Origin of the sequence: Candidatus Sulfurimonas baltica (assembly GCF_015265455.1) — a bacterium.
Taxonomy (GTDB): domain Bacteria; phylum Campylobacterota; class Campylobacteria; order Campylobacterales; family Sulfurimonadaceae; genus Sulfurimonas; species Sulfurimonas baltica.
Genome location: NZ_CP054492.1, coordinates 1,010,509 through 1,037,490, shown reverse-complemented (window position 1 = coordinate 1,037,490; position 26,982 = coordinate 1,010,509). Strand labels below are relative to the sequence as shown.

Genomic DNA, 26,982 nt, shown 5'->3' with positions numbered 1-26,982 from the left:
ATATGAACACAAAAATACTAAATAAAAATATATCAGATATATCAGCGAATATCTTAGTTGAGTTTTTAACTGAAGATGAATTATCTCTACATGCAGAGTACAAATTACTAAACTTAGCCGGCTTTAAAGCAGAACAAGACTCTATATGTTTTTTACATGAAAAAGGTTTACTTCTTTGTGGTGTTGAAAGCAAAAACAGTGAAGATGTAAGAAGTGCTACGGTTAGCATGATTAAAGCACTTAAGAGTTCTAACTATGAAAGTGCTAAGCTAAGTGCTATTTCTAATTCTACACTACCTGCTATAGTTGAGGGTATTGTTTTAGGTGGTTATGAATTTAATGATTATAAATCTAAGCCAAAAGAGATAACACTTAAAGATGTTTCAATAGCATCAAATGAATTAAATTTTGAAGAACTTGAAAACACTTTCAATGAAGGTATGATTGTTGCAAAAGCTACATGTTTTACACGTGACATTGTAAACACAGCACCTCAAGAGATGCACCCACAATCTATGGTAGAAGTAGCTAGAAAATTGGCAGCTGACAACTCACTAGAGTGCAGTATCCTTCAGGAAAAAGAGTTAGAAGAAGAGAACATGGGTGCTATGCTGGCTGTTGGTCGTGCCTCTGTTCATGGAAGTGCTTTAATACACCTCTCATACAAACCTGCCAACCCTAAAAAAATAATATCTCTTGTTGGAAAAGGTCTAACGTATGATAGTGGCGGACTTAGCCTAAAAGCTCCAACAGCCATGGTAACTATGAAAATGGATAAAGCTGGAGCATGTGCAGTTATGGGGATGATAAAAGCAGCAAGTGAATTGAAGCTTGAAGTTGAAATTCACGCCTTTATTGGTGCGGTTGAGAATATGGTTGGGGCAAACGCATACAAACCTGACGACATATTAGTATCAAGAAGTAAAACTACTATAGAGGTTAGAAATACAGATGCCGAAGGTCGATTAGTTTTAGCAGATGTATTGGCTTATGCTCAAGACAAGATAAAAGCTGACTATATATTTGACTTTGCTACACTTACCGGTGCATGTATGGTTGCCCTAGGTCAGTACACAACCGGGGTTATGGGGCATTCAGATAAGATAAAAAATGACTTTTTAAAAGCCGGAACTGAATCTGGTGAGTTAGTAGGGTTCTTACCATTTAATAAACATCTTAAAAAACTTCTAAAAAGTGAAATAGCAGACATCTCCAACACATCTTCAAAACCATATGGTGGAGCTATTACAGCCGGACTTTTTTTAGATAAGTTTATACAAGATGACATGAAAGATAAATGGATGCATTTTGACATAGCTGGATCTGCTTACACAGAAACTCCATGGGACTGTAACGTATACGGTGCAACAGGTGCCGGCGTACGTATGGTGACTCACTACTTGAAAAATATATAACCGACAATAAAACAAACAATTAGAGAGAAAATGAAACATTCAATATTCGTAATACCTATTATAATTTTAATGGCTTGGAGTTATTTACAAGCTGAAAATAAACAACTCCAAACTACTCAAAAAGTTTACAAACATTCAAAAGAGGAACTTAAAAACAAGTGTGATACATGCCATGATATGCGTGAAGGAAACGAATACTTCCACATGCCTGTAAAAATAGGAACTTGTACTGCATGTCATAATGTTAATACTGATACAAAAGATCTTCTTAGAATAAAAGAATCTCCTGAAATGTGTATATTATGTCACTCTTCAAAAAGAACTACTTACTACGAAGATAAATATCAGCACCCTGCTATTAAACAAAGAGGCTGCACAGGCTGTCACGACCCACATTCCGGTGAACGTCAATTTAGACTAAAACATGATAAAAGAAAAGATCTGTGTCTAAGTTGTCATACAGAAAAAAAAGAGTGGATTAACAGTGTTAAAAATAAACATGGTGCGATATTTTTAGAAGATGGCGGATGTTTCTTTTGCCATGATCCACACGGTACAAATAGACCAAAAATGTTAAAAGCTCCAACATCTAAAGATTTATGTCTTTCATGTCACAACAAACCGCTAAAGAGAGATGAAGACGGTAAAATGCTTCTAAATATGAAAGAGCATCTAGAAAATAACACTAAGTGGCATGGTCCAATAATAACTGGAAATTGTGTTGGGTGTCACAATCCACATGGTTCTGATAATCATAGAATGCTAAAGGGCCCTTACCCTTCTAAAAGTATTGAAAAATTTAAACCTGAGAGTTATTTCTGTTTTATTTGTCACGACAGTGAAAAAATAACTCAGGCATTTACAACAACATTTACAAATTTTAGAAGAAATGATAAAAATCTTCATACCGTACATGTACAGAAATCTTCGATTGTATGCGGAACCTGTCATGAATTTCATGCCGTAAAAGAGCAAATACCTCTGCTTAAGGATAAAACAACATTTGCAGGTACAAAATTCTCTTTAAACTATATGAAAAATATAGATGGCGGTTCTTGTAACCCAATTTGTCATAACAAAAGAGAATATAAAAGAGGGCCTGAGGCTAAAAAATAGTTATACAAGGAATCAATATGCAATTTATTTTAACATTGTTTATATCTATGCTATTTATTGGGTGTACAGAGCCAATTACTCCAAAGCAACTCTATCATTCACTAGATTGTAAAGAGGGTATCTATTCGTTAAAAAGTGCCGAATGCATAAACCATGAAGAGTTTATTGAGAGACTTGAACCCTATAAAGTAATATTTATAGGAGATCATCATAGTAGTAAAAAGCACCATGAAAATGTTGCGGATATAATCTACAGTCTATCTAAGAAAGGCTACCGAATTCATCTTGCCAACGAGTGGTTTACACCTGCGGACAATGATATTTTGGACGATTATGCAAATGGATTACTAAATGATGAAGAGTTTACTAAAAAAATAAACTGGGAAAAAAGAAAGTACTTTAAATTTAATCTTTTTTCACCAATATACCACTCTATCATTAAAACAAAAGGGAAACTTTACGGAATTAATCTATCAAAAACACAGCGTAAACTTATTTCAAATAAAAATATTTCTCAAATGAGCACGGAGGAAAGAAATTTTTTCGACACACTTGATTTAGATGTATTTGCACATAAAGAATTTCTATCACCATTTTTCAATCATTGTCAACAAGCAAGAGGCACTCAAAGCACTTCAGAGTGTATAAATAGAATGTATCGGGTTCAGGTAGCATGGGACAGTAAAATGGCAAACGAGAGTGCTAAAATAGCAAAAAACATGTTGCTCTCGAGCAAAGATAAACTTATTGTTTTTGCTGGAGAGATGCATTTAAGTAATGGGCTTGGTGTTAACATGCGATTTGCAAGAGAGTCTAAAATGCCATTTGTGACAATACTACCACAGCGTAAAATTTACACTAATGTTTTACATGGTAAATCTGATTTTATTTATATATATAAACAAGACGATGAAGCCAAAAAGATTGAAGCTGAGTTAATTAAAGGAATGTAAATTAATCCAGCAAATTATTCTTAATCATTTAGCAAATAAACCCATGCCGTTTCTTTAGTACCGTCAGTCAATACAATCGTTTTTTCTTCTCTTTTAAACAAATGTGGCAAACTTTCATAATCATCTATTTCATCTATTTCATCTTGTGTAACTTCAAATAAAATGCCATTTATAGTTTTATTACCTCTATGTGTATACACAAGTAGTGGAAAGTCTCCTTCCATAATCTCGTACATACCAGTAAGGGTTGCTTCTTTATGTTCTCTATTTCTAGCAAATTTACTCTTTTGGAGTGTTCCATAACTAAATATTTTAATGTTTCTCATGCTACAACCTTTAAATATAATTGATATATTTTATCTAATTTGCATAGCACAGGAATAGCATTGAAATATATTTTACTCATAAGAGTTATTTTTGCATACTTAAGATATTATTGCATAATTATTTTTTTATTATAAAAAGGGCTAAAATGGGTTTAAGTATAGGTCTAGTAGGACTTCCAAACGTAGGTAAATCAACAACTTTCAATGCACTAACAAAAGCACAAAATGCAGAGGCAGCTAACTATCCTTTTTGTACAATTGAGCCAAACAAAGCAGTAGTTCCTGTTCCAGATAAAAGACTGGCAGAACTTGCTAAAATTGTTAATCCTGAGAGAATTCAATACTCAACACTTGACTTTGTAGATATTGCTGGTCTTGTTAAAGGTGCTAGTAAGGGTGAAGGATTAGGAAACAAATTTTTATCAAATATTCGTGAAACAGAAGTTATACTTCAAATTGTTAGATGTTTTGACAATGACAACATCGTTCACAATGAAGGGAATATTGACCCTTTAAGAGACGTTGACATAATTGAGGGTGAGCTAATACTTGCTGACATAGAAGTATTACAAAACAGAATAGACAGATTGAAAAAACAAGCAAAATTTGATAAAAATGCTCAAGCTATTTTAACTATTGCCGAAGAACTTTTAGAATTTTTAGCTGATGGAAACTTAGCAAGAAATTTCGTAAAAAAAGATACAGAAGAGTATATTCAACTCAATAATGAAGTTAGACTTTTAACCAACAAAGAGATAATGTATGGTGCCAATGTTGATGAAGATGGATTACTTGAGGATAATGATTATGTTATCAGACTTAAAGAGCACGCTTCTAAAAACAACTGTGAGATTATCAAGTTATGCGCAAAAATAGAAGAAGAATTAATCGGTCTTGAAGAAGATGAAGCACAAGAATTTTTGAACGATCTCGGCGTTGAAGAATCAGGATTAGAACAAATAATCCATAAAGGGTTTGATAAACTTGGACTTATGAGTTACTTTACTGCAGGTGTTAAAGAAGTACGTGCTTGGACTATTCGTAAAAACTCTACTGCACCAAAAGCGGCAGCAGCTATACACAACGATTTTGAAAAAGGTTTTATTCGTGCAGAAGTTATAGCTTATAATGACTATGTAGAACTTGGTGGAGAATCTAAAGCTAAAGAAGCTGGAAAGATGAGACTAGAAGGCAAAGAGTATATCGTGCAAGACGGAGATATAATGCACTTTAGATTTAATGTTTAATAATAAATGCCGATTTAACAAGTAATAATATAAAATAGGAGTTATTATGGAGATTAAATATGTTGGTCCAAAACCAATTATTTCACACACTGGCATCGATTTTGACAATAATAAGGAAGACAAGTTTGTCTATCTAAATATTGTCGTTCAGCTTCTAAAGTCTCTAAATCACAACTATATAAAAGATAAAATATATACATACCAGACAGATACTTCCAGGTTATCTATTGGTGACTTATATCAGGAATTAAAGAAGTATTGCCCTAAAATAAGCTCATTAATTGAAGAAAAACGCCAAACTACACAAGAAGAAATAGACCATGATATTAAAAGAGCTGAAGAAAATACTATATTAACTGATGAAGATAAAAAAACACTAGAAAACAATATAAAAATCATGAGTGACTATATGATTCAGCGTTCAATAAATAAAACTATTTATTACTGTGCTGTGGATTTGCTTGCTGATGTAGTTAGAAATGAAAAAATTGGCTTTATAATTGTCCCTATGTTTCAAAAATTTGCACATGTTCTTCACTCTGTGCAGGGAAGTCTCAGAAAAGGGAAAAATCCAATAGACACAAAACTAGAGATTTACCAAGAAGATGGTAAATTACTAACAAAACTTATTATTAAAGATAATTAATTAACTTTTGCGATAGTGTCAGCATACTTAACATTATCGCCAGCTTTAATATTTAATTCCAACATCCCTTTTTCGGCTAATATTACTATAGTCGATCCCATCTCAAAACAACCAAAATCATCACCCTTGTTAAGATTTAAATCACTATAACTATAGGTACTGCTCTTAAGTGCATCGGCATTAGTTTTTATATTTGCCTCAAAAGCAACTTGCATAACACCGACGTTTAACGCACTTACTAGCACAATATAAAATCTTTTTTTAGATACAGTTTCACACATCAAAACTACTCTCTCGTTTTCTATAAAAAGGTTAACTCTCTTTTTAAGAGATGGAATATTTACAGGGTAAAATTTACCTGGAATATGTGTAGCTTTAAGGACTTTGAGGTTTGTAGGAATATGATAACGATGGTAATCTTTTGGTGAAAGATAAAAGTTTACAAAAGTTCCATTGTGAACTCTGTTTTTCTCTTCTTGAGAAAAATTATCACCTAAAAGCTCATCACATTTATACCTCATTCCTTTAATTTGAAGCGCATACTCTTCTTGTAGTTCTCCGCACTCCGATATAAGAGAATCACAAGGGGATATGAAATCATCTGCATCTAGTGAATATATTCTATCTTCTCTCAACTTTCTCGTAAAAAGAGCATTTAAGCTGCTATAAGTATTTGGTGAATTAAATTCACTCATATCTAAACCCATTAAATTTACATAGGAATTATTTATAAAATTTTGAATTGTTTTTGAAAACTCTTTATTTGCAAATTTTGCAAAACTTTGTGAAATTGCCGAAGTTATATGTCTACTCATATATATTTATCCTGATTATTTATTTTTTTAAATAAGCTTTCGCTTTGCTAACTCTTCTATAAGAACCGTTGCATATGACCCTTTTGGAAGAGAAAAGTTTAACTCATACTGAGCTTCCTCTTTCTTAAACCTGCCCTCTATTTTTTCAGGAAAAACCCAAGCATATCTTCTTGCACCGTCAACATTAATTTCATCGTTGTAATCTTTTTCTATTATTCCGGCAGAGTCTGATGACATCTTAACCTTACCACCGCATAAGAGACCTGTGGGGGATATTGTTTTATCATTAAACCTGTTAGAATCTTCCTCTTGCCCATCAAAATCAAAAAGCCTGCCATGTGGATAATGTTCCATTATGTCACCTCTAATGAGCTTAAATGGATGTTTTTGAGACTTCATTTTTGTTAATTCATCGTTTGTCATATTCAAAAGTGATTCTAGCTCTTTGGCTTCAAAATTTTGGATAAGAGTATTTATCTCTAATCTTCTACTTAGCCATAGGTTAAATAGATGGCTCTGATAAGCATTTATAAGTAATTTTTTTATTTTCGGATTACGCTCTTTTTTTTCACCTTTAGCTATTTTTTCACCATCTATATGATTATCACCGTCATTTCCAAAACGTTGATAACCAAAAAAGTTTGGCATACCAAATTTAGAAATATTTTTAAGAGCTTCGTCTATTTTTTGAGCAGAAGTTGGATTTACTTTTTTAAGTATGATATAAAATCTATTACCTTTTAAGTGCCCTATTCTAATCTTATTATTATGATATGCTTTTGATAAAATCTTTATATTTTCATGTGAAAAATTATCCATTGCTTCTTCATATTTTTTATGCAAGGATATATATTGTTTAGTCATAGCATGCTTGTCTTTAAGACCTGCGTAACCTATCTCTTTATTTTTAATTCCTAAATATTTAGCAATCATACTTACAAGTTCAAGTGTAGAGAGGTTTTTCTTTCTTACAAATAATACAAGATGCTCGCCTTCGCCTGAAAACTCATAAAGTGGTAATTCTTCAACAACAAAATCTCTAGGTGTTTGCTTAAAATGAAACTCAATACTAGAGTGGTTTAACGAATAAAATCTATCCATACTTTTATAATCCTTATTTAAAAATGATTCGCTTTACAGCAATTTACATATCTCTTTCTTACACTTTTAGCAAAAATATTTAGTGGCGTTCTGCTCTGCTCTGCCCGTCTTAAAACAGCTTTTTTATCTCTTTTGTCAAATGCAACCAACATTTCATACTCTTCTCCGCTGCATCCAATAGATTTTGATATGTTTTTATTAAATTTAAACCCTACTCTATTTACTGATGCAAGCTTATCTAAGTCACTAAACAGACCATCTGAGATATCCATTCCTGAGCTTAAAAATCGCTCTGAATTTGATAAAAATTTATCTCTTAGTTTTATATCTACAAACTTAGATTTCTTATTAATTTTACCTAAATTCATAAGCTTTCTTAAATCTTTTTTACTTCTACCAAGCTCTCCAGTAAAAGCGATTAAATATCCCTCTTTAATATTACTTCTCAAAAGTGGTCTATTCGTTTGTGAAACAATCGTTATAGTAATATCGAGCTTAATATTACTTATAGTATCTCCACCTATTATTTCAATTGCATATTTGGACGCAGCATCTTTAAAGCCTGATGATAGCTCTCTCATCTGTGTTTTAGTAATGCTGCGAGGCATAGAAACACTCAATAGTGCATATTTTGGTTTTGCATTCATGGCAACTGCATCTGAAATATTTATTATCATTGCCTTATAAGCTATTTGATAATAACTCATCCACTCACGCTTGAAGTGCACATTTTCAAAAAAAGCATCTTTTGAATAAACATTCTGTTTTATCAAAGCCCCATCATCACCAATATATTTACTCTTAAATTGTGATATAAAATAATTTTCTAGATTCAATAAAACTTCTTACAGTGGCTTTAAGTTAGTATTAAAGCCAATAGATATAAAATAAGGTACATTATACCATTTTTTAGGAAAACTTCATGAAACAATCTATAAAAAACATTTTCAATAACTTAATACTATTTCTATTTTTAATCACCTTACTTGCCGCTGGTGGTGTATTAGTCGCTATAGATCATAGTAATACTTTCACAAAAATAGACAATCTAAACAATCAAAAACATATCATATCAACTTTAACCACTTTTTCTAAAGATGACATAGAATTAGCATTAATACAGTTTAATGGTAAAAGCACGCAACTGCACTATGAAATAGAGAAACTACATAACTTGTATAGATATAATTTTACAGAACAATATGTACTCTCAAATAAAGATGAGTATCTTGCAGATTTAAATGAACTAAGCACTCTAACAACTTCATTTAATATAAAAGCTCGTCACTATTACACAACCAACACTAAAAAAGATGAACTAGATGAAAACTTCAACCTGCTTTACAATAAAATTGACTCTATAATATTCAAAAGCATAATATATTCAAAAGAAAAATTTTATATATATAAAAATATCACTTACGTATCATTTGTTATAATCTTGTTAGCATTGATTTTTTATAGAAAAAAGTTTAATGCCATATACGAAGATTTACTGTTTTTATACAACGTGAATAAAAAAGATTATGTAATATTTTCAGAAGAAGTTGATGCTATCGCTTTAAGAATGATTAGAAAACCAGTTACAGCCGATAATCCGTCAATGATAGATCCAGTTACAGGTATTAATAATCATAAAGGAATGATGAACGCATACTCTGAGAAAAAAGGTGTAAAGGATGGAAATTTTACAACCATTACTATTATTGAGATTAATAATTTTTCAAAAACAAACAGAGTCTATCCACAGGAATTTGTGCAAACTATACTCAAAAAAGTTGCTTTTACAATATCTCTGCATGAACAGGCATTGGATGTTATAGCAAGAACTGATTACAACCAATTTACTATAATACTTTCACGTGAGAAAAAGGAGCAGTCATTTAAAGATATTGAGGCTATTCGTCAAAGTATTTCTGAATTAAGACTGCAATCACCAACTACAGGAACAGTGAAGATAACAGTGAGTGGCGGGTTCGTTGTTAAACCAAACAATGTCTCTCTTGAAAACTCCATAATAGAAGCAAAAAAAGTTTTAGAATTTGCTAAAGAACAAGGAACTTGCAGCATATGTCAAATAAAAGATTTGGCTAAAAGTGAACTCTAAAAGCAAAAACTTTTTTATAAAAATGAGACTTTAACTTTATGCTTATCAAAACCCAGCAGTGAGCTGTCTTTTTCTCCTTGCAGCAACTTTACAAACTGCTCCTGAGATATAACGGGAAGGTTAATCTCTCTTCCTACTGCTTTTTCTATTCTTTTTTGCTCACCATCAAACAACATAACATCGCTTTTGCCCCTTACGATAATAAAATCAGCATTTTCGTCTTTGGCTTGAATTAAAATATTACCGGCTATCTTAAGTGAAAAGTCTTTACTAACCAATGTTGAATATGGCGCCAGATCTTCATATTTTAGGCTTATATCAACATAATTAGCTTTTGATTCTTTTATCATAGCGCTTGCAGAGTTCTTATTTAAACCATCAAAAGATGCAATATTAAAACCATTGAAATATTGAGAAATATCTGCACTATGTGTTTTAGTATTTACAGATGCACTAATTCCTGAATAAGTAACTTTTGGCAACATTGATAAAAGTGTTTTTATTCTATGCTCTTTACTTATGTCATAATTAAAAACTCTATTTTCAAGTGATGTATGATACCAGATACCATTGTCTGCATTAGAAATTTTACTTAAAATATCTTGTTTCAACTCAGGATTTTGTTCAATAATATCACTGGCTATAAGCAGCGAATGGTCTCCAATATAATCTCTATTTATATCATATGTATTTGAAGCATAATAATCCAATTCATAATTTTTCGCATACTCATCCATGTCCATTGGGGTTACATACTCTTTAAATGAAACAATTTTTTCTAGAAAATCCTTCTTATCTATTATTAAGTCTCTTGTAGCTCTATATATACTAATAGGTTCGATGATAAACTCATTTGAAGTTGCATCAACTATATTTACAATAAATTCATTTGCATTCATATAAAGATTATTTATTTTTAGATTAAAATCAACTGTAGGCTCAAAACTAAATTTTTCAATATTGTTTATTTTATTGAGAATACTCAAGATAGTGTCTCTTTGCTTATACTCTATGGTGTATTTTTTATAGTAAGGGAGATAATCAACCTTAGAATCAAACCTAAAGAGTTCTACATGTAGTTCTTTAATCATAATTTTCCTTCTAGCATTATATTAAAAATAAGAGAGGAGTATATCACAAAATAATAACAACAATATATAAAATATAATGTCTCAAAAGGTAACAAAATGGAGTATATAAGATCTTTTTATGCGTTACAAAGGGTAATAATTGTACAATCCAAAATATTTTAATTAACAAAGGAAAGCTAGATGAGTATTCCTATTTATACTTACGATGCAGTTATTGTTGGAGCTGGTCTTGCTGGCTGCGCAGCAGCAAGAGAACTACAAAATGCAGGGAAAAAAGTTGCTGTCATAACAAAACTACACCCTCTCAGAAGCCACTCCGGGGCAGCTCAAGGCGGCGTAAATGCAGCATTTAGTGATGAGGACAGTGTAGAGCTTCACGAATTTGACACAGTTAAGGGCTCTGATTATTTAGCTGATCAAGATGCTGTTGCTTTTATGTGTGAAAAAGCTCCCGGTACTATTCGCTGGGTTGAGAGAATGGGTGCAGCATTTAGCCGTACAGCTGATGGAAAAATTGCTCAAAGACCTTTTGGTGGACAATCTTCACCTCGTGCCTGCTATGCAAAAGACAGAACTGGATTAACACTGCTCCAAACTATTTATGAGCAAGCTCATCGTTCAGGTGTAAAGTTTTGGGACGAATGGTATGCAGCAGATGTCATATATAAAGATGGTAAAGTTTCAGGTGTTGTAGCCTTTAATATTCGTGATATGCAAATGGCAATTTTTAATGCTAAATCTGTGATGTTTGCTACTGGCGGATATGCACGTTCATATAAAATAAACTCTAATGCACATGCAAATACAGGCGATGGACTCTCTATAGTTGCTCGCCATGGCCTCCCTCTAGAAGATATGGAGTTTGTACAGTTTCATCCATCAGGACTTTCAGGAAATGGTGTTTTAATTTCTGAAGCTGCTCGCGGTGAAGGTGGTAAGTTATTTAACTCTCTTGGTGAAAGATTTATGGAAAAATATGCTCCTAACGCTATGGAGCTTGCATCTCGTGATGTTGTAAGTCGTGCAATTCTCAATGAAATCAGAGAAGGTCGCGGTGTAGGACCAAGAAAAGATGCAGTTTACATAGACGTAACTCACCTTGGTAAAGATTTAATTATGGAGAGGCTACCTGAGCTACGTGACTTGGCAATCACTTTCTTAGGTCTTGATATGATTAAAGAGCCTATTCTTATATCAGCAACTGCACACTACTCTATGGGCGGAATTCCGGTAAACATAGCTGGAAATGTTCGTAAAAATAATACTGAATTTATTGAAGGTTTTTATGCAGCTGGTGAATGTGCTTGTGTTTCAGTTCATGGTGCCAATCGCTTAGGTGCAAACTCTGTACTTGAAGCTCTTCTTTTTGGTCGCTATGTTGGTAAAACAATGGCTGCAGAAGTTGAAAATATTGAACTGCGTGTTGCAACACAAGAAGATGCAAAAACAGCACTTGCTGAGATTGATTTTATCTTAAACAATAATGGTAAAGAAACAATTACAAATTTAAGAGAAGAGTTACAGCAGTGTATGACAGCTAATGCCGGTGCATTCAGAACAAAAAATACTTTAGAAATAGCAGTAGCAAAAGTTAAAGAACTTCGCCAAAGATTTAAAGATATAAGAATAAAAGATAAATCAAAAATATTTAATACAGAACTGCAAGAAGCAATAGAGTTTGGTCATATGATTGACTATTCTGCTTTTATTGTTGAGAGTGCAATAGCTAGAAATGAGAGTCGTGGTGCTCACTTCAGAGAAGACTTTGACACTAGAAATGATGAAGAGTTTTTAAAGCACACTATGGCTTACATGTCTGAAAATGGCGATATTACACTTGACTACATGGATGTTGTACTTGGCAAACATGAACTTAAAGCAAGAACATACTAAGGAGAACTTATGAGTACACATTCAATAACTACACAAAAAGTAAACTTCAGAGTATTTCGTTTTAATGCTGGTGATGATTACCTTCCATATTATGAAAATTACACTATGGAAGTTACATCAGAAGAAGTTGTTTTAGATATATTAAATAGAATTAAATGGGATTTCGATGGTAGTTTTTCATATCGTCGCAGCTGTCGTCACGGTATTTGTGGTGCATGTGCCATTAAAGTAAATGGTCGTTCAACTCTTGCTTGTAAAGAGAGTATGACTACTATGATAGATTGGTTTGGAACTGATTTAACACTTGAGCCACTAAGTATAAAAAGAGCTGTTAAAGATCTAATAATCGATAAGGGTGATTTTTGGAAAAAGCACGATGCTATTCATCCATATCTAATATCTCATATTGATGAACATCCAGAAATGGAGTGTGCTGTTACTCCAGAACAAGCTGATGAGTTAAATGACGCAGATTTATGTATTCAGTGTGGCGCTTGCCACTATGCTTGTCCTGTTGTTGAAGTAAACGAAGACTTTTTTGGTCCTGCTGCATTTGCAAAAGCTTACCGTTTTGAGGCAGATGTTCGTGATGATGCCCATATTACAAGACTTGAAGAACTACATGAAGAGAAACAAGGTCTTTGGGATTGTGTTAAATGTTTTGAGTGTGCAGAGGTTTGTCCAAAAGAGGTGAATCCGATAGACAAGATTACTAAACTACACCAAATGCTGTTTAAAGAGGGAGTTGCAACTAGTAATGTAGCAACTCGTCATGCAGTAGGGTTTAAACACTCAATCGCTAAACATGGCGTACTTGATGAGGGTGGATTAGTTCTTTATTCTGAAGGACCGGCTATTATAAAGCACATCCCTGTTGCACTTAAGATGTTTAGAAAAGGCAAAATTGTTATGCCATGGGCAATACCAAAATCTGATAATTTAGATGAGATTCAACAACTTATAAAATCATCATCAACAGTAAAGTTCTAGGAGTAAATAGATGAAAAAATTAAAATACGCACTTTTTACTGGTTGTACAGCAAAACAGAGTACTCCAGAGCAATTAATGTCAACTTATGCTGTTGCAAAAAAACTTAATATTGAGTTAATTGAATTAACAGAAGCTTCATGCTGTGGAGCTTCTCATCTTCAAGACTTTGACGATTTTTTATCTTTAGTTTTAAATGCTAGGAATATTGCTTATGCTGAAAAGCACGGCTTAACAATGGTAACTATATGTAATACATGTCAACTTAATACTGCCATGACTAAGCACCGATTAGATCACAACTCAAAGCTAAAGGCTAAGGTTAATGAGAAGCTAAATGAAGTTGGATTAGAGTACAAAGGTACTTCCACTATCACTCACTTTTTATATGCAATAATTGATGATTTTGGCCTTGATAAACTAAAAGAGATGGTTGTTACTCCACTTAGCAAATTTAACATTGCACCATTTTATGGCTGTCATAATATTCGCCCTTCAGAGCTTCAAAATGAGACTCATAAAACAAAAGAGAATCCTTATAACCCCACTTCGCTTGATGATTTAATAATCGCTTGTGGTGGTAAGAATGTTGATTATGAACAAAAAAATAAATGTTGCGGTTTCCATGTAGAGCTTCAAGCTCCTCATACTGCTGCGGTCTTAACAGGCAACGCAATAGCTGGCGCAGTTGATCAAAATGCTGACTGGATGGTAACTCCATGTCCACTTTGTCATCTAAAGTTGGATACTCAGGCAGATCATGCTTCAAAAGCTATAGGTCGTGAAGTAGAGCTTCCAGTTTTACATATGCAACAAATGGTTGGTCTTGCACTTGGATGTAGCTCCGAGGAACTTGGCCTTAAGCATCACGTTGCAGAAGTAAACTTTATATAATTTATCACACTAAAGGAAGCAATTCCTTTAGTTGCACTAGCGCTTGGTTTTTCTCAGCAGAAGACTCACGCACCTCGGTGCTTTTCACCTACAAACAAACACATCAATAAAAAAAGAATAAATAATGTCAAACTCAATAGAAATAATCTCATGGAATGTCAATGGCATTCGTGCTGTAGGCAATAAAGAGGCTCTTAAATGGATTGATGAACGAAATCCAGACATCTTATGCCTTCAAGAGATAAAAGCGCTAGAAGAACAGATACCTATTGATTTATTTGATAAAAAATATGCCGATACATTAGTTAATTCTGCAACAAAAAAAGGCTACAGCGGGACTATGACTTATAGTTCAATTAAAAGTGACTACAACTCTACATGTAGAGATATTGACACCCTCAGCGAGGGGAGAATAGTTGAAACTCACTATGGAGATATAGTGCTTTTTAACATATATTTTCCTAATGGTCAAAAAGATGATGAACGGTTAGCCCATAAGATGAAATTTTATGATGATTTTTTATCTTACAGCGAAAAACTAAGAGAAGAAGGAAAATCCATAATCATATGTGGAGATGTTAATACTGCTCACAGAGAGATAGATCTTAGTAATCCAAAAGCAAACTCTAAAACATCTGGTTTTTTGCCGGCTGAGAGAGCGTGGATAGATAAACTGATAGAGCATGGCTATATAGATACTTTTAGATATGTCAATGGTGATGAAACAAATAGGTTCAGCTGGTGGTCTTACCGTTCAGGAGCAAGATTGAAAAACATTGGATGGAGAATTGACTATTTCTTTATCAGTGAAGATTTATGTGAGAATCTTGAAGATGCTTTTATACTTGACGAAATTACCGGCTCAGACCACTGTCCAGTTGGGATAATAATTAGTATTTAATAAAAAAAACAATATAATTCAAACAATTAATTATATGGGGTAATATGAAGCAGATAAAAATAGATAAAATACCGGCTAGACTAGACTTTATCCAAAGTGCAAGTGGTCTTATACTCGCACTCTTTATGTGGGCGCACATGTTTTTTGTATCTACAATATTACTTGGAAAAGATGTTATGTACAGCGTAACAAAGTTTTTTGAAGGTGAATACTTTTTTGGAGAATCATATCCAATTATAGTGACAATTGCAGCAGGAGCTATTTTTATAATTTTTATAGTACATGCTCTAGTTGCGTTACGAAAGTTTCCATCAAATTATAAGAAATATGCGATTATGAAAAATCATATTAAATCGCTAAATCATACTGACACTACTCTTTGGTTTTGGCAAGTTTTCACTGGTTTTGCAATGTTCTTTTTAGGCTCTGTTCACCTCTATATCATTATGACAAACCCTTCAGAAATTGGTCCATATGCATCAGCTGATCGTGTTGTAACTGAGTGGATGTGGCCGCTGTATATACTACTGTTATTGGCAGTAGAAATACATGGTTCTGTAGGTATATATCGTCTTGCACTAAAATGGGGATGGTTTGAAGGCAGTGACACTAAAAAAAGCAGAAACAATCTGCGTAAACTAAAATATGCAATTACAATATTTTTTCTTACTCTAGGATTTTTAACTTTAGCAGCTTATATCAAGATAGGTATTGAGCACAAAGATAAGGCCGGAGAGAGATATCATCAAGTTACAAAGACTGTTCAACAAGGGGCACAACAATGAAAATAATTTACACTGATTCGCTAATCATTGGTGGTGGACTTGCAGGATTAAGAGTTGCAACAGGAGTTAAAGGACGCGGACATGATGTAATTGTACTAACACTAGTACCGCCAAAGCGTTCACACTCTGCAGCAGCACAAGGTGGGATGCAAGCATCTTTAGCCAACTCTAAAATGGGCGAAGGCGACAACGAAGATGTACACTTTAATGACACTATCAAAGGTAGTGACTGGGGAGCCGATCAAGAAGTTGCCAGAATGTTTACACACTGTGCTCCAAAAGCAATTAGAGAGTTAGCACAATGGGGAGTTCCTTGGACTAGAGTTCAAAGAGGTGACAGACAATCTGTAATCAATGCAAAAAAAGTCACTATCACAGAAAGAGATGAGGCACATGGTCTTATCACAGCCAGAGATTTTGGCGGTACTAAAAAGTGGAGAACCTGCTACACATCTGACGGGACTGGACATAGTATGCTTTATGCTATGGACAACAAGGCACATGAAGATAAAATTGAAATTCATGAAAGGCTTGAAGCTATATCACTTATACATGAAAATGGTCGTTGTTATGGTGCAGTCGCAAGAAATTTAATGACTGGTGAGTTAGTTGCTTATGTTGCAAAAGCAACTACTATAGCTACTGGCGGATATGGTAGAATTTATAGCGTTTCTACTAACGCTGTTATTTGTCAAGGCATAGGGCAAGCTATAGCATTAGAAACAGGTGTTGCGACACTTGGGAATATGGAAGCCATACAGTTTCATCCAACAGCTATTGTTCCTGTAGGAATTTTAACTACAGAGGGTTGTCGCGGTGATGGCGGACTGCTTCTTGATAAAGATGGCTATAGATTTATGCCAGATTATGAACCAGAAAAAAAAGAGCTTGCATCTCGTGATGTTGTCAGTCGTAGAATGACTGAGCATATCAGAAAAGGAAAAGGCGTTAAGTCTCGCTATGGCGATCATCTATGGTTAGATATAACTATACTTGGACGTGCTCACATTGAAAAAAATCTTAGAGAAGTAAAAGAGATTTGTGAAAATTTTCTAGGTATAGATCCTGCAGTGGACTGGATACCCGTTCGCCCTACGCAGCATTACTCAATGGGTGGAATTCGTACAAAATTCACAGGTGAATCACAAACACTAAAAGGTTTATACTCATGTGGCGAGGCAGCTTGCTGGGATATGCACGGCTTTAATAGACTTGGCGGAAACTCTGTTAGTGAAACAGTTGTAGCTGGTATGCTAGTTGGTGAATATATTTCTGATTATCTAGATAGCAAAGATAGTGACATACAAATAAATACTGCCGTTGTTGAAGAAGCATTAAAAACTGAGGATGATAAACTAGAGGCTCTTCTTAAAAAAGAGAATGGCGAGGATGCGTATATTCTTCGTCGTAGAATGGAAGAGATTATGATGGAAAAAGTTGGAATATTCAGAAATGGAGATGACCTTCAAAATGCTGTAGATGAACTATCAGAACTTCTAAAAAGAAGTGAGAACATAGAAGTTTTTCGCTCCAAAAGTAAAGCAGCAAATCCAGCTTTAGTAAATGCGTACAGAACTCAAAAAATGCTTAAAGTAGCACTTTGCGTAGCTTATGGAGCACTGCTAAGAAAAGAGAGCCGCGGGGCACACTCCAGAGAAGACTATCTTGAACGTGATGATGAAAACTGGCTAAAAAGAACCATAACAAGCTGGGAAGATGAAAAACAAGTACTGCCAACGGTAAGCTATGAAGATATCGATATATCAAAAATGGAGATACCTCCCGGTTTTCGCGGTTATGGAAAAGATTTGACAAACCCTCATCCGGATTCGCAAGAGAGACAAAAAATTGTTGACGATATAACAGAAAAACTTGAGGCACAGGGAGCATCTCGTTTTGATATTCAAAATGCTCTCATGCCGTTTATTGATAAACTTCCAAAAAAATATCAGGGAGTTAATGAAAGATTAGGAGAAAATGTATGAGTGAAGAAAAAAATAGAATTTTAAAAATAAGTATTTTAAGATTTGATCCAAATGATCCAGAAGATTTTCCTCATATGCAAACTTTTGAAATTGAAGAAGCACATGGTATGACGCTCTTTATAGCGCTTAATGAGATTAGAGAGCATCACGACAATTCACTAAAATTTGATTTTGTATGTCGTGCTGGAATCTGTGGAAGTTGTTCTATGCTTGTAAACGGAACTCCTACTTTAGCATGTAAAACACTAACGTCAAAACTTGGTGTAAATATATCTTTGGCACCACTCCCTTTATTTAAACTTATAGGTGATCTCTCTGTTTACACCGGGCAATGGATGCGCTACTTAAATCAGCACCTAGAGACTTGGATACACAATAGAGAAAAAGAATTAAATGTTGATAAACTCGAAGAGAGAATGGAGCCAGAACTTGCTGATGAAATTTATGAACTTGAACGTTGTATAGAGTGCGGGTGCTGCGTAGCAGGGTGTGGTACCATTCAGATGAGACAAGAATTTATTGGGGCTGTTGGTCTTAATAAAGTAGCAAGATACCACCTAGATCCAAGAGACAAGAGAAGCGATGAAGAGTATTATAACCTTATCGGAAATGAAGATGGTGTATTTGGATGTATGTCACTTTTAGGATGTGAAGATGTCTGCCCTAAGAGTTTACCACTACAAGTAAAGATTGCTTATCTTAGAAGAATGATGATTAAAACATCAATGAAATAATATAAAAGAGATAAAATGAGTAAAGAAAAAAAGATATTTTGGATTATTATATTTAACTCATTAATTGTAATTTCTGAAATATTTTTTGGAATTATTTCAAACTCTTTTGCTCTAATTGCTGATGCTTTACATAATACTGGTGATGTTTTAGCTATTGCAATTACATATATGGCAATAAAGCTAGGAGCAAAAAAAACTACATTTAAATATACGTTTGGTTTTATAAAAGCTGAAATGATGGCAGCATTTACAAATACGATGTTTCTATTTATAACTATGTTATATATGATTTATGAATCAATAAATAGGTTTTTAAATCCAGAAGTAATAGAACCTGGATATATGATAGTTGTTGGGACAATTGCTGTAATAGCTAATGGTGTCAGCGCCTACATATTGCACTCTCTTGGAGTTGAACATGATCACGGTCATGACCATTCTCACGACCATTCTCATGAACATAATCACCACCACCATGGAGATGCAAATATTCAATCTGCTTACTTACATATGCTAAGTGATGCTCTTATATCCGTTGGTGTTGTTGTTGCAGGTATATTTATATATTATTTTAAAATTTATTATATAGATTCAGTATTAACTATAATTTTCTCAATTTACATTTTAAAACACTCATATCCACTGCTTAAAAAAAGTTTTTTATCACTGATGGATGTAAATACGACAGATGTATCTCAAGAGAGTTTGGATGAGATTATAAAGAGTGATAAGTCGATTCTAGAATATAATGACCTACATATCTCTAGACCAAGTTCAAAATTCAACTTTATATCGTTTCACATAGTTTTAGATGATGACGAATTAAGTCTTTCAAATATAGAAAAAATCACACATAGTATAAAACATAAACTCGAACATATTGGATTTAATCATATATTGATTCAAGTTGATTCAAGCAAACATCTCAAAAACCAGACACATTGTGATTACAACGGAGCGGTTATTTAGCTTTTGGTCTAAAAGCCTTAATAACACTCTCGTTAGTCTCAATAAACGGACCTTCAAGCAAATCTATACAATATGGAACTGCCGGAAAAACTGCATCTAAACACTCACGAATTGATTTTGGTTTTCCCGGTAGATTTATAATTAGACTTTTTCCTCTTATGCCAGCTGTTTGACGTGATAAAATAGCCGTTGGCACATACTTCAAACTAACTTGTCTCATAAGTTCACCGAAGCCTGGCATCATCTTCTGACAAACATTTTCAGTAGCCTCAGGTGTGACATCACGTAGCGCAGGGCCTGTTCCTCCTGTGGTAACAACCAAACAGCACCCTGCTTCGTCGCATAACTCTTTCATTGTCTCTTCAAGTATATCTTGCTCATCGGGGATACATCTATAAACTATTTCAAATTCGCTGGATAAATAATCTTTCATGGTATCTTGTATCGCAACACCGGATATATCCTCATATATCCCTTTGCTTGCTCTGTCACTTGCTGTTATAACACCTATTTTTATTTCACTCATATATTTTCCTATTAATTTATTTGTAAAAAATGGTTTGCATTTTTTATATAAGTTACAGTAGCAATTTGTAAGAAAAATTCTCTTGCTCCGCAGACATCTATTATTTTGTCTTCACTTCCAAGATAGACTTCTATTTTTATACCTTTTTGAGATATTATTTTTAACTCTTGCAAATCCCACTCATAGTTCAGTAACTCTTCAAGCTCTTCTTTTTTAGTGCTTGTCTGTTCAACTATTTTCTTTTCATGTGGAGAGAAACACAAATCAACAAATTGCCTTATATACTGGCTTGTATTTTTAGTGAAAGACAGTAGCTGTAATCTCTTAAACTTTTCATTTTTTGTTTGAAAAAAAGCCGGTGATATTAGCACAAGGGTGTCAACTCTATTGGAACAAGACAGCTCTTGCTTAACATGTTCTAATGCTTTAATGGCTCCGTAGCTAAATCCACATGTAGTATATTCAGATGAGTTTATAAACTTCTTAAAAAGATACTCCTCATTTTTAAGAGAAAACCCGTTAAAATATTTCATTTAAACTCTTTAAAAGCGCTAGCGTATGGGGATAAACTAATATTTTAAATCCTTTAATAAACAATTATTTATACTGTTTTTGTATTATACTTTGTAATCACTAACACAGCACAAAAACATCTTTAAAAGAAATATTATTTACACTTAATTATTCAATATATCTTAAAAATAAAATATCTATAAATTTATTTAATGTACATAAAAAATTAATTAATAATTAAACTGTTATAATACAAAAAATTATGTAGAAAGATGTAAATGGCGCTCTTTAATTCAATTAATATTCAAAATAACTTTGCATCTGTCTTAACAATTGACAAGAAGGATGGTTTTTTTACAGTCATTAAAGATGAAGTTTTAGAATTGTCAGAATTGAAAGATTATTTAATTGACAAAAAAAATTTTTATGTCAGTTCAACTCAAGATAATATTTTAGATGAAGAAGTTACAATCGCTTCAGCAATTAAAAACGACAAAGTTATAAAAAATTTAATTTTAAGTAAATTAAAAAACTTACTATTTAGCAATAATATATTACTGAATTACACTAAGTTATCTAAAAATAAGCAGGATGAAACAACAACTTATAAAGTTGTTGGTGTTTATGAAGAAGAATATTTAAAGATGTTTCAATATTTTAATGATACTAGTGAGATAAAAAATGCGACAATTAGCAGATATTCACTTTTTTCTATATCGCAAAAGTGTATAAAAGCAGATAACTATTTATCAGTTTACACGCATGCAAATAAAATAATGATTTTAGCTGTGCAAGACAACAAATTAGTAGGATATGTGCGTGCTAGTTCAATTGTTGTTGACGATCCCATGGAGCGTCATAATGCAATGATTAATGAAATTAATAAAACGATTGCATATATTGGGCAACAGTATAGAGATGTAAAATTTTCATTAATAGCATTAAGTGGTTCAATATCTATAGATAATGTCGTGTGCGAACAAATATCTTTAATAGTAAATATTCCTATTTGTGTTTTGTATCCAAACACAAAATTTAAAGGTTTATCCAACGAAGAATTTCAACACTATATACTTCCTCTTGGAAATTACTTTGTAAATAAAAAATTTAATTTTATTCCAACATTTATAATTAGTGCAAGGCAATATCTTATAGGCGTGCGTGCAAGTTTGATATTTTCAATATTAGTTTTTTTCACCACTTTATATTTTGCGTACGATGCATATTCACAATATAAAGATATTCTAGTTAAATACGAAGGAAATAAAAATAATTTACTAAGTATGATTCAAAGAACAAGCACATATTCACAAGTTGATCTTCAAAAAAGTTGGACACATATTGAAATTGCAGAAAAATATTTGAAAGATTATCCATCTGACACTTTTTTACTTTTAAGACCATTGATAGAACTACGCAAACCAGAATCAATAGATTGGAAAAATGAAAATGATAATTCAACTTTTAAAATAACTTTTAAAAAGCAGTTTAGTTCATTAGAATCGCTATATAGATTTGAAAAAAAATTCAATGAATTATTTAATGATATAAACTCTTCTATTTCTGCAGAAAATATCAATAAAACAGATTACACTACACTTGAGTTTAATGCCATTATTAGCACACTAAAAATGAGTAATACTGACATACAAAACTCAAAAAGAAAAAGAAAATTATGATAATTAAATCGTTAATAATAACTTTAAGTTTAACTCTATCTGCAATGTTGTTTAACAGTATATCTTGGTTTGAGAGTGAACAACAAAAAATTATTCAGATAAATAAAGAGCATATAAGAGATATAAGAAAATTAAAGAAAATTTCTCAGATCAACACTTGGCTTGACGACAATATAAAACCATCTATAGTATCTCTTCCAGAAAATGATTATCTTGCAGAAGAGAATTTAGTTAGTTTTTTTGACAGTAATGCTAAAAATCTTAACTTTAAAGTTAACAAATATATTTATGATCAGGGAGTATCAAAACATCTAGATGTGTATTATGAAATAGACAGGGATAATAAGGCACAATTAAAAGCACTTATCGAAATTCAATATCAAAAAGGTTTTATACGCTTTAAAGAGCTGAATGTGAGAGAGAAAATAATTACTGGTGAAATTCAAATATTACAGATATATAAAGGGGATAATAATGAATCTTGACAATCGTCAAATAACAATCTTGCTGCTTCCTTTTATTATTGCAATATTAACATATATATTTTCTGACGCCATTGCACAACATGCAAGATATTTTTTTCCTGTGTATGAAGAGTATGCTGATAAAAATTTGAAAAATAAAGCCGAAATTTATCTACAAATAGAAGCTCAGAATGAATCATATATGAAAGTTATTAAAGATGTTGAAAATAGGAATAAAAATTCACAATGGGTAAGTAATAATGTACTTTATAATGCAATATCAAAAAATGATTCCAACACGGACACTACTACACAGCCAGCAAAACAGCTATCGCAAGATTATCCACTAATCTTACAAATGAGTTTTCCCAAGAAAGATATGGCTATCATTAGCGGAAAAATTGTTAAGTTAAACAATACAATACACAATGCTAAGCTTATTTCTATTGAGCAAAGACGAGTACTACTACAATTTAAGGAGAAACAAAAATGGTTATATATGTTCAACTAATCACAACAATACTATTACTTAGTGGCTGTTCAATTAATACTAATTCTTTAAGTAAAGATGATTATAAAATAAAGGATGTAAGTGGGGCTGAAATGATAAAAGATTTTCAATCAACCCAAGAAAAACAAAATGGTGACATACCACAAATTATGCTTCCATCAGTATATCAAGAGCCATCTATTTTTAGTGAAGAAAAAATTACATTTTCTGCTGAGAACACAAGCTTAAGTAAACTTTTATACCTATTATCTCAAACATCAGGACTTAATTTAGTTATTGACAATGATATTGATACAAATATTCCAATAACTATGTCTGTTCAGGATGCTTTAATTGAAGAAGTTCTGGAAATTATTATGAATATTTCTGGAAATTATTATGTTTTACAAGGCAATATGTTACATGTAAAACAATTTATAAGAAAAAACTTTGATATTCCCTATGTTCATTCAACAACATCATTTGATTCGGAATTAGGAGGTGATACACTAAATTCTACACAAGGGATTAAAGGCAACTTTAAACTAAAATTTAATAATCCTGAAAAATCAAATAATTTTTACGAAGAAATTGAAAACAATATTAAATCTATTCTAAGCAAAGATGGTAATTATGCACTTAATGCCTTTACTGGAACTTTAACGGTATATGATAAAAAACACAATGTTGATGCTATTGAAAAAATGATAAATTCTATAAAAAGAAAATCAAGTCAACAAGTTGTAATTCAAGCTAGAATTTTAGAAGTTATTCTAAATAATGGACACTCTCTTGGTGTAGACTGGAGTGCCTTAGGTAAAAGCATCTTAACATCTGGAGATACACTAGCTATGTCTCAAACATTAGGTCTTAGCGGTGCTACTGCCGGAGTAGCGACTTACAATCATAATAATTTTTCTGCGATTATATCTGCTCTAGATTCAGCCGGAAACATTGATACGCTATCTAACCCTAGAATCAAGGTTTTAAGCGGACAATCAGCTTTAATTACATCTGGTAAACTTATCCCTTATTGGGAAAAAAATCTTTTAATTACACCTGCAACCTCAGGATCTCCTGAAACACGAACTATTACATATGATAGACGAGATATTCTTGATGGAATTACAATGGGTGTTACTCCCAGTATTATGAAGAATGGAAACATTATGCTAAATATCATTCCAGTCAGCTCAAGCATAGAAAGTAACGCTATTTATGTTGATGAAGATGGTGTTACAGTTGCCACAGCGCCAGTTATTAATATTAAAGAAGCAGGTACAACAATTTATGCTAAAGACAACGATTTAGTAATGATTGGTGGACTTATAAGTAATGTGAAAAATAAAAAAGTAGAAAGCGTACCTCTACTTGGTGACATTCCATACCTTGGCGCACTATTTAGCAGAACTGTATACACTGAAGAAAAAAGAGAACTAATCATTCTACTTAAATTAAATATAGAAGAACAATGAAAATATTATTAGCTACTGTTTTTACATTAGTATCTTTGCTAGCAGATGATTTGTCTTTTTCAAACGACAATGAAGCTGTTGCTAACAAACATACGCCTGTTTACACTATTCAACTTTTTACCACTAAAGATTTAAAATATGCAAATGAATTAGTTGAAAATATGAATAGTCAATTTCAAAATAAAACACATGTATATAAATCTGGCGAATATTATGTTGCAAGATTTGCTCAAGATAGATCATATAAATATTTAAAACCTTTTGTTTTTACAATGCAAAATATGGGATATAAAACAGCATATATTTCAGAATTGACTTTAGAACAAATGCAAAGAGAATTAATAAAAGACAATAAAACAATAAAAAAAGAACCTATTGAAATAAGTCAAAATACTATAACTGTTCCTAAAATCTCTAAATCAAATATAACTCTTAAAGCAAATGATGCATATAAAAGGGGAGATGAGTATGAGGCAATTATGTACTATGAAATGTTATCAGCATCTGGCTACAGTAACAATAAAATTAAAAATAATTTATGTTATCTTTATGGAAAAAGAGGAGCTTGGTTAAATGCTAAAGAGTTAATAGATAAAGAGCACTATCAATCAAAATTTTTATATGCATATGCTTACGGAGCGGTACAAAGCTTGCAAAAAGATTACTATAGTAATCTTTTACCCTATATTTCAGTAGACAATAGTGGTCTTTTAATGTTATTAACTGCTACTTATTTTGAGAGAAAAAATGATATGCAAAGAGCTTCATCTTTTTATAAATTGGCATACGAAAAAAATCCTACAAATCCTTATATAATTTATTCATATGCCAGAAGTGCAGATATTCAAAATGATAAACAAAAAGCAAAAAAACTTTATAATAAGGTATTTGAAAAAGTAGACTTTGAAAATCAGATTTATAAAATTACTAAACAAAGATTAGTACAAATAGGAAACTGATATGAAAAAGCACGGATTTACACTAATAGAAATGGCAATAACTTTGACAATCATTGGTTTGATTGTTGGTGGTTCTCTTAAAGCTGTGAAATCTATGAGAGAAAAAAGTAAAATTTATGAAGCCAAAGAGAATGTAATTGCTGCAAAAAATGCGATAATAGGTGCTGCATTAGAAAATTCTTATTTACCAAACCAAAGTGAATTTAGTAAAAATCTTTCACCAGTAAAAGGAAATCAAGCAATAATGCTATATTCTCCAGACTCTGATTTAGTTAATGATGACATCTGTACTTATACATCAACAAAGTTAATAGTTATAGATAACAGTCCTAATGAAATTAATCCAAGCGTGCCAGCTCGCACTATTGATAATGTAGCCTTTGTAGTAGCTTCTGCTGGAGCAAACTATAATATGCAAACTGCAACCATTAATGGTACCCCTAGGGTGGTTAATATTCATGCCTCGTTTATACAAACAGACGATAATACAACTCCTATTGACAAACAATCAGATGAATATGACGATGTAGTTGATTGGGTAACTTTAAGCCAATTAAAAAGCAGTATTCAATGCAAAGATAGTTTAAGATTAATAACAAATAATATTCCGTTGCTTGATATCAATATATCTAAGAGTGTACCAATCTACACTGATGACGACACACCTACCTCATACACTTGGCAAGCCAAAATAGCAGAAAACATCACATCTGCATCTTACATTAGAGTGAAATGTAATGGTGCTTTGCAGCCATTGAAACTAGATAGCTATTACAGAAATCACTCTTGTAGCTCTTTTATGTTAGATATATATTTTGGAGATTCTGAACAAGCAAATAGAGTTGATATTAATGTTTCAGATAACTATGGGAACTCTGACATAAGAAGTTACTCAGTTTCACTTAAATAA

General features: G+C 32.5%; 27 protein-coding genes. 20 read left to right on the top strand and 7 right to left on the bottom strand.

What is annotated here, in order from left to right; all coding sequences use genetic code 11:
* The first annotated feature begins 2 nt into the window (after window positions 1–2).
* From HUE88_RS05230 to HUE88_RS05220, 3 genes are read left to right on the top strand one after another with little or no spacing between them, the layout of a single operon-like run.
* Window positions 3–1,415: a leucyl aminopeptidase gene (locus HUE88_RS05230; RefSeq protein ID WP_194371797.1), complete on the top strand. Its 1,413-nt coding sequence runs from the start codon at window positions 3–5 to the stop codon at window positions 1,413–1,415.
* Window positions 1,416–1,445: 30 nt separating this feature from the next.
* Window positions 1,446–2,531 (top strand): cytochrome c3 family protein, encoded by a 1,086-nt coding sequence (locus HUE88_RS05225; RefSeq protein ID WP_194371795.1) that lies wholly within the window; start codon window positions 1,446–1,448, stop codon window positions 2,529–2,531.
* 17 nt (window positions 2,532–2,548) lie between these two features.
* Window positions 2,549–3,484: a ChaN family lipoprotein gene (locus HUE88_RS05220; RefSeq protein WP_194371793.1), complete on the top strand. Its 936-nt coding sequence runs from the start codon at window positions 2,549–2,551 to the stop codon at window positions 3,482–3,484.
* Window positions 3,485–3,504: 20 nt separating this feature from the next.
* Here the strand turns inward: HUE88_RS05220 and HUE88_RS05215 are convergent, their stop codons facing one another.
* Complete coding sequence (locus HUE88_RS05215) at window positions 3,505–3,810, bottom strand: gamma-glutamylcyclotransferase family protein (RefSeq protein ID WP_194371791.1); 306 nt, start codon at window positions 3,808–3,810, stop codon at window positions 3,505–3,507.
* 146 nt (window positions 3,811–3,956) lie between these two features.
* On the opposite strand from HUE88_RS05215, the gene ychF reads away from it, so the two are divergent.
* Together ychF and HUE88_RS05205 are read left to right on the top strand one after the other, a co-directional pair.
* Window positions 3,957–5,057, top strand: a complete 1,101-nt coding sequence (gene ychF, locus HUE88_RS05210; protein WP_194371789.1) for a redox-regulated ATPase YchF — start codon at window positions 3,957–3,959, stop codon at window positions 5,055–5,057.
* A gap of 46 nt (window positions 5,058–5,103) precedes the next feature.
* Window positions 5,104–5,703 carry a hypothetical protein gene (locus HUE88_RS05205; protein WP_194371787.1) on the top strand — a complete coding sequence of 200 codons (600 nt, stop codon included), beginning with the start codon at window positions 5,104–5,106 and terminating at the stop codon, window positions 5,701–5,703.
* Here HUE88_RS05205 and HUE88_RS05200 read toward each other — a convergent pair.
* From HUE88_RS05200 to HUE88_RS05190, 3 genes are read right to left on the bottom strand one after another with little or no spacing between them, the layout of a single operon-like run.
* Window positions 5,700–6,518, bottom strand: coding sequence for a phosphatidylserine decarboxylase (locus HUE88_RS05200; protein ID WP_194371785.1), 819 nt, complete (start codon window positions 6,516–6,518; stop codon window positions 5,700–5,702). The genes HUE88_RS05205 and HUE88_RS05200 overlap by 4 nt on opposite strands.
* 27 nt (window positions 6,519–6,545) lie before the next feature.
* Window positions 6,546–7,619: a tRNA pseudouridine(13) synthase TruD gene (gene truD / locus HUE88_RS05195; RefSeq protein WP_194371783.1), complete on the bottom strand. Its 1,074-nt coding sequence runs from the start codon at window positions 7,617–7,619 to the stop codon at window positions 6,546–6,548.
* 17 nt (window positions 7,620–7,636) lie between these two features.
* Window positions 7,637–8,455 carry a thiamine-phosphate kinase gene (locus HUE88_RS05190; protein ID WP_194371781.1) on the bottom strand — a complete coding sequence of 273 codons (819 nt, stop codon included), beginning with the start codon at window positions 8,453–8,455 and terminating at the stop codon, window positions 7,637–7,639.
* Window positions 8,456–8,541: 86 nt separating this feature from the next.
* Here HUE88_RS05190 and HUE88_RS05185 point away from each other — a divergent pair, with 86 nt between their 5' ends.
* Window positions 8,542–9,726: a GGDEF domain-containing protein gene (locus HUE88_RS05185; RefSeq protein ID WP_194371779.1), complete on the top strand. Its 1,185-nt coding sequence runs from the start codon at window positions 8,542–8,544 to the stop codon at window positions 9,724–9,726.
* A 14-nt stretch (window positions 9,727–9,740) separates the two neighbouring features.
* Here the strand turns inward: HUE88_RS05185 and HUE88_RS05180 are convergent, their stop codons facing one another.
* Window positions 9,741–10,817: a DUF5644 domain-containing protein gene (locus tag HUE88_RS05180; RefSeq protein WP_194371777.1), complete on the bottom strand. Its 1,077-nt coding sequence runs from the start codon at window positions 10,815–10,817 to the stop codon at window positions 9,741–9,743.
* 180 nt (window positions 10,818–10,997) lie between these two features.
* Between HUE88_RS05180 and HUE88_RS05175 the strand changes: the two genes are divergently transcribed.
* The 8 genes from HUE88_RS05175 (at window position 10,998) to HUE88_RS05140 (ending at window position 19,966) form a co-directional block, all read left to right on the top strand.
* On the top strand, window positions 10,998–12,710 hold the full coding sequence (locus tag HUE88_RS05175; protein WP_194371775.1) for an FAD-dependent oxidoreductase: 1,713 nt from the start codon (window positions 10,998–11,000) through the stop codon (window positions 12,708–12,710).
* Between the two features lie 9 nt (window positions 12,711–12,719).
* Window positions 12,720–13,700: a succinate dehydrogenase/fumarate reductase iron-sulfur subunit gene (locus HUE88_RS05170; RefSeq protein WP_194371773.1), complete on the top strand. Its 981-nt coding sequence runs from the start codon at window positions 12,720–12,722 to the stop codon at window positions 13,698–13,700.
* Between the two features lie 10 nt (window positions 13,701–13,710).
* Window positions 13,711–14,592, top strand: coding sequence for a CoB--CoM heterodisulfide reductase iron-sulfur subunit B family protein (locus tag HUE88_RS05165; protein WP_194371771.1), 882 nt, complete (start codon window positions 13,711–13,713; stop codon window positions 14,590–14,592).
* Window positions 14,593–14,716: 124 nt separating this feature from the next.
* Complete coding sequence (locus HUE88_RS05160) at window positions 14,717–15,493, top strand: exodeoxyribonuclease III (RefSeq protein WP_194371769.1); 777 nt, start codon at window positions 14,717–14,719, stop codon at window positions 15,491–15,493.
* 44 nt (window positions 15,494–15,537) lie between these two features.
* Window positions 15,538–16,278: a fumarate reductase cytochrome b subunit gene (locus tag HUE88_RS05155; protein WP_194371768.1), complete on the top strand. Its 741-nt coding sequence runs from the start codon at window positions 15,538–15,540 to the stop codon at window positions 16,276–16,278.
* On the top strand, window positions 16,275–18,263 hold the full coding sequence (locus HUE88_RS05150; protein WP_194371767.1) for a fumarate reductase flavoprotein subunit: 1,989 nt from the start codon (window positions 16,275–16,277) through the stop codon (window positions 18,261–18,263). The genes HUE88_RS05155 and HUE88_RS05150 overlap by 4 nt, the downstream gene beginning before the upstream one ends.
* A complete protein-coding gene (locus tag HUE88_RS05145) occupies window positions 18,260–18,997 on the top strand; it encodes a fumarate reductase iron-sulfur subunit (protein WP_194371766.1) in 738 nt (245 codons plus the stop codon). Before HUE88_RS05150 ends, HUE88_RS05145 begins: the two co-directional genes overlap by 4 nt.
* A gap of 15 nt (window positions 18,998–19,012) precedes the next feature.
* Window positions 19,013–19,966 carry a cation diffusion facilitator family transporter gene (locus HUE88_RS05140; RefSeq protein WP_194371765.1) on the top strand — a complete coding sequence of 318 codons (954 nt, stop codon included), beginning with the start codon at window positions 19,013–19,015 and terminating at the stop codon, window positions 19,964–19,966.
* Here the strand turns inward: HUE88_RS05140 and mog are convergent.
* Both mog and bioV read right to left on the bottom strand, forming a co-directional pair.
* Window positions 19,959–20,492 carry a molybdopterin adenylyltransferase gene (gene mog, locus HUE88_RS05135; RefSeq protein ID WP_194371764.1) on the bottom strand — a complete coding sequence of 178 codons (534 nt, stop codon included), beginning with the start codon at window positions 20,490–20,492 and terminating at the stop codon, window positions 19,959–19,961. The genes HUE88_RS05140 and mog overlap by 8 nt on opposite strands.
* 11 nt (window positions 20,493–20,503) lie before the next feature.
* On the bottom strand, window positions 20,504–21,025 hold the full coding sequence (bioV, locus tag HUE88_RS05130) for a pimelyl-ACP methyl ester esterase BioV (RefSeq protein WP_194371763.1): 522 nt from the start codon (window positions 21,023–21,025) through the stop codon (window positions 20,504–20,506).
* Window positions 21,026–21,283: 258 nt separating this feature from the next.
* Between bioV and HUE88_RS05125 the strand changes: the two genes are divergently transcribed.
* From HUE88_RS05125 to HUE88_RS05100, 6 genes are read left to right on the top strand one after another with little or no spacing between them, the layout of a single operon-like run.
* Window positions 21,284–22,684, top strand: coding sequence for a hypothetical protein (locus tag HUE88_RS05125; protein ID WP_194371761.1), 1,401 nt, complete (start codon window positions 21,284–21,286; stop codon window positions 22,682–22,684).
* Window positions 22,681–23,169, top strand: a complete 489-nt coding sequence (locus HUE88_RS05120) for a hypothetical protein (RefSeq protein WP_194371759.1) — start codon at window positions 22,681–22,683, stop codon at window positions 23,167–23,169. The genes HUE88_RS05125 and HUE88_RS05120 overlap by 4 nt, the downstream gene beginning before the upstream one ends.
* On the top strand, window positions 23,159–23,659 hold the full coding sequence (locus tag HUE88_RS05115; RefSeq protein WP_194371757.1) for a hypothetical protein: 501 nt from the start codon (window positions 23,159–23,161) through the stop codon (window positions 23,657–23,659). Before HUE88_RS05120 ends, HUE88_RS05115 begins: the two co-directional genes overlap by 11 nt.
* Window positions 23,638–25,113 carry a type II secretion system protein GspD gene (locus HUE88_RS05110; RefSeq protein WP_194371755.1) on the top strand — a complete coding sequence of 492 codons (1,476 nt, stop codon included), beginning with the start codon at window positions 23,638–23,640 and terminating at the stop codon, window positions 25,111–25,113. Before HUE88_RS05115 ends, HUE88_RS05110 begins: the two co-directional genes overlap by 22 nt.
* Window positions 25,110–26,072, top strand: coding sequence for a tetratricopeptide repeat protein (locus HUE88_RS05105; protein ID WP_194371753.1), 963 nt, complete (start codon window positions 25,110–25,112; stop codon window positions 26,070–26,072). Before HUE88_RS05110 ends, HUE88_RS05105 begins: the two co-directional genes overlap by 4 nt.
* 1 nt (window position 26,073) lies before the next feature.
* On the top strand, window positions 26,074–26,982 hold the full coding sequence (locus HUE88_RS05100; protein WP_194371751.1) for a type II secretion system protein: 909 nt from the start codon (window positions 26,074–26,076) through the stop codon (window positions 26,980–26,982).

What these genes read in the sequence shown, in the direction of transcription:
- HUE88_RS05230 (WP_194371797.1), top strand. Translation starts at nt 3, where the DNA reads ATGAACACAAAAATACTAAATAAAAATATATCAGATATATCAGCGAAT.
- HUE88_RS05225 (WP_194371795.1), top strand. Translation starts at nt 1,446, where the DNA reads ATGAAACATTCAATATTCGTAATACCTATTATAATTTTAATGGCTTGG.
- HUE88_RS05220 (WP_194371793.1), top strand. Translation starts at nt 2,549, where the DNA reads ATGCAATTTATTTTAACATTGTTTATATCTATGCTATTTATTGGGTGT.
- HUE88_RS05215 (WP_194371791.1), bottom strand. Translation starts at nt 3,810, where the DNA reads ATGAGAAACATTAAAATATTTAGTTATGGAACACTCCAAAAGAGTAAA.
- ychF (WP_194371789.1), top strand. Translation starts at nt 3,957, where the DNA reads ATGGGTTTAAGTATAGGTCTAGTAGGACTTCCAAACGTAGGTAAATCA.
- HUE88_RS05205 (WP_194371787.1), top strand. Translation starts at nt 5,104, where the DNA reads ATGGAGATTAAATATGTTGGTCCAAAACCAATTATTTCACACACTGGC.
- HUE88_RS05200 (WP_194371785.1), bottom strand. Translation starts at nt 6,518, where the DNA reads ATGAGTAGACATATAACTTCGGCAATTTCACAAAGTTTTGCAAAATTT.
- truD (WP_194371783.1), bottom strand. Translation starts at nt 7,619, where the DNA reads ATGGATAGATTTTATTCGTTAAACCACTCTAGTATTGAGTTTCATTTT.
- HUE88_RS05185 (WP_194371779.1), top strand. Translation starts at nt 8,542, where the DNA reads ATGAAACAATCTATAAAAAACATTTTCAATAACTTAATACTATTTCTA.
- HUE88_RS05180 (WP_194371777.1), bottom strand. Translation starts at nt 10,817, where the DNA reads ATGATTAAAGAACTACATGTAGAACTCTTTAGGTTTGATTCTAAGGTT.
- HUE88_RS05175 (WP_194371775.1), top strand. Translation starts at nt 10,998, where the DNA reads ATGAGTATTCCTATTTATACTTACGATGCAGTTATTGTTGGAGCTGGT.
- HUE88_RS05170 (WP_194371773.1), top strand. Translation starts at nt 12,720, where the DNA reads ATGAGTACACATTCAATAACTACACAAAAAGTAAACTTCAGAGTATTT.
- HUE88_RS05165 (WP_194371771.1), top strand. Translation starts at nt 13,711, where the DNA reads ATGAAAAAATTAAAATACGCACTTTTTACTGGTTGTACAGCAAAACAG.
- HUE88_RS05160 (WP_194371769.1), top strand. Translation starts at nt 14,717, where the DNA reads ATGTCAAACTCAATAGAAATAATCTCATGGAATGTCAATGGCATTCGT.
- HUE88_RS05155 (WP_194371768.1), top strand. Translation starts at nt 15,538, where the DNA reads ATGAAGCAGATAAAAATAGATAAAATACCGGCTAGACTAGACTTTATC.
- HUE88_RS05150 (WP_194371767.1), top strand. Translation starts at nt 16,275, where the DNA reads ATGAAAATAATTTACACTGATTCGCTAATCATTGGTGGTGGACTTGCA.
- HUE88_RS05145 (WP_194371766.1), top strand. Translation starts at nt 18,260, where the DNA reads ATGAGTGAAGAAAAAAATAGAATTTTAAAAATAAGTATTTTAAGATTT.
- HUE88_RS05140 (WP_194371765.1), top strand. Translation starts at nt 19,013, where the DNA reads ATGAGTAAAGAAAAAAAGATATTTTGGATTATTATATTTAACTCATTA.
- mog (WP_194371764.1), bottom strand. Translation starts at nt 20,492, where the DNA reads ATGAGTGAAATAAAAATAGGTGTTATAACAGCAAGTGACAGAGCAAGC.
- bioV (WP_194371763.1), bottom strand. Translation starts at nt 21,025, where the DNA reads ATGAAATATTTTAACGGGTTTTCTCTTAAAAATGAGGAGTATCTTTTT.
- HUE88_RS05125 (WP_194371761.1), top strand. Translation starts at nt 21,284, where the DNA reads ATGGCGCTCTTTAATTCAATTAATATTCAAAATAACTTTGCATCTGTC.
- HUE88_RS05120 (WP_194371759.1), top strand. Translation starts at nt 22,681, where the DNA reads ATGATAATTAAATCGTTAATAATAACTTTAAGTTTAACTCTATCTGCA.
- HUE88_RS05115 (WP_194371757.1), top strand. Translation starts at nt 23,159, where the DNA reads ATGAATCTTGACAATCGTCAAATAACAATCTTGCTGCTTCCTTTTATT.
- HUE88_RS05110 (WP_194371755.1), top strand. Translation starts at nt 23,638, where the DNA reads ATGGTTATATATGTTCAACTAATCACAACAATACTATTACTTAGTGGC.
- HUE88_RS05105 (WP_194371753.1), top strand. Translation starts at nt 25,110, where the DNA reads ATGAAAATATTATTAGCTACTGTTTTTACATTAGTATCTTTGCTAGCA.
- HUE88_RS05100 (WP_194371751.1), top strand. Translation starts at nt 26,074, where the DNA reads ATGAAAAAGCACGGATTTACACTAATAGAAATGGCAATAACTTTGACA.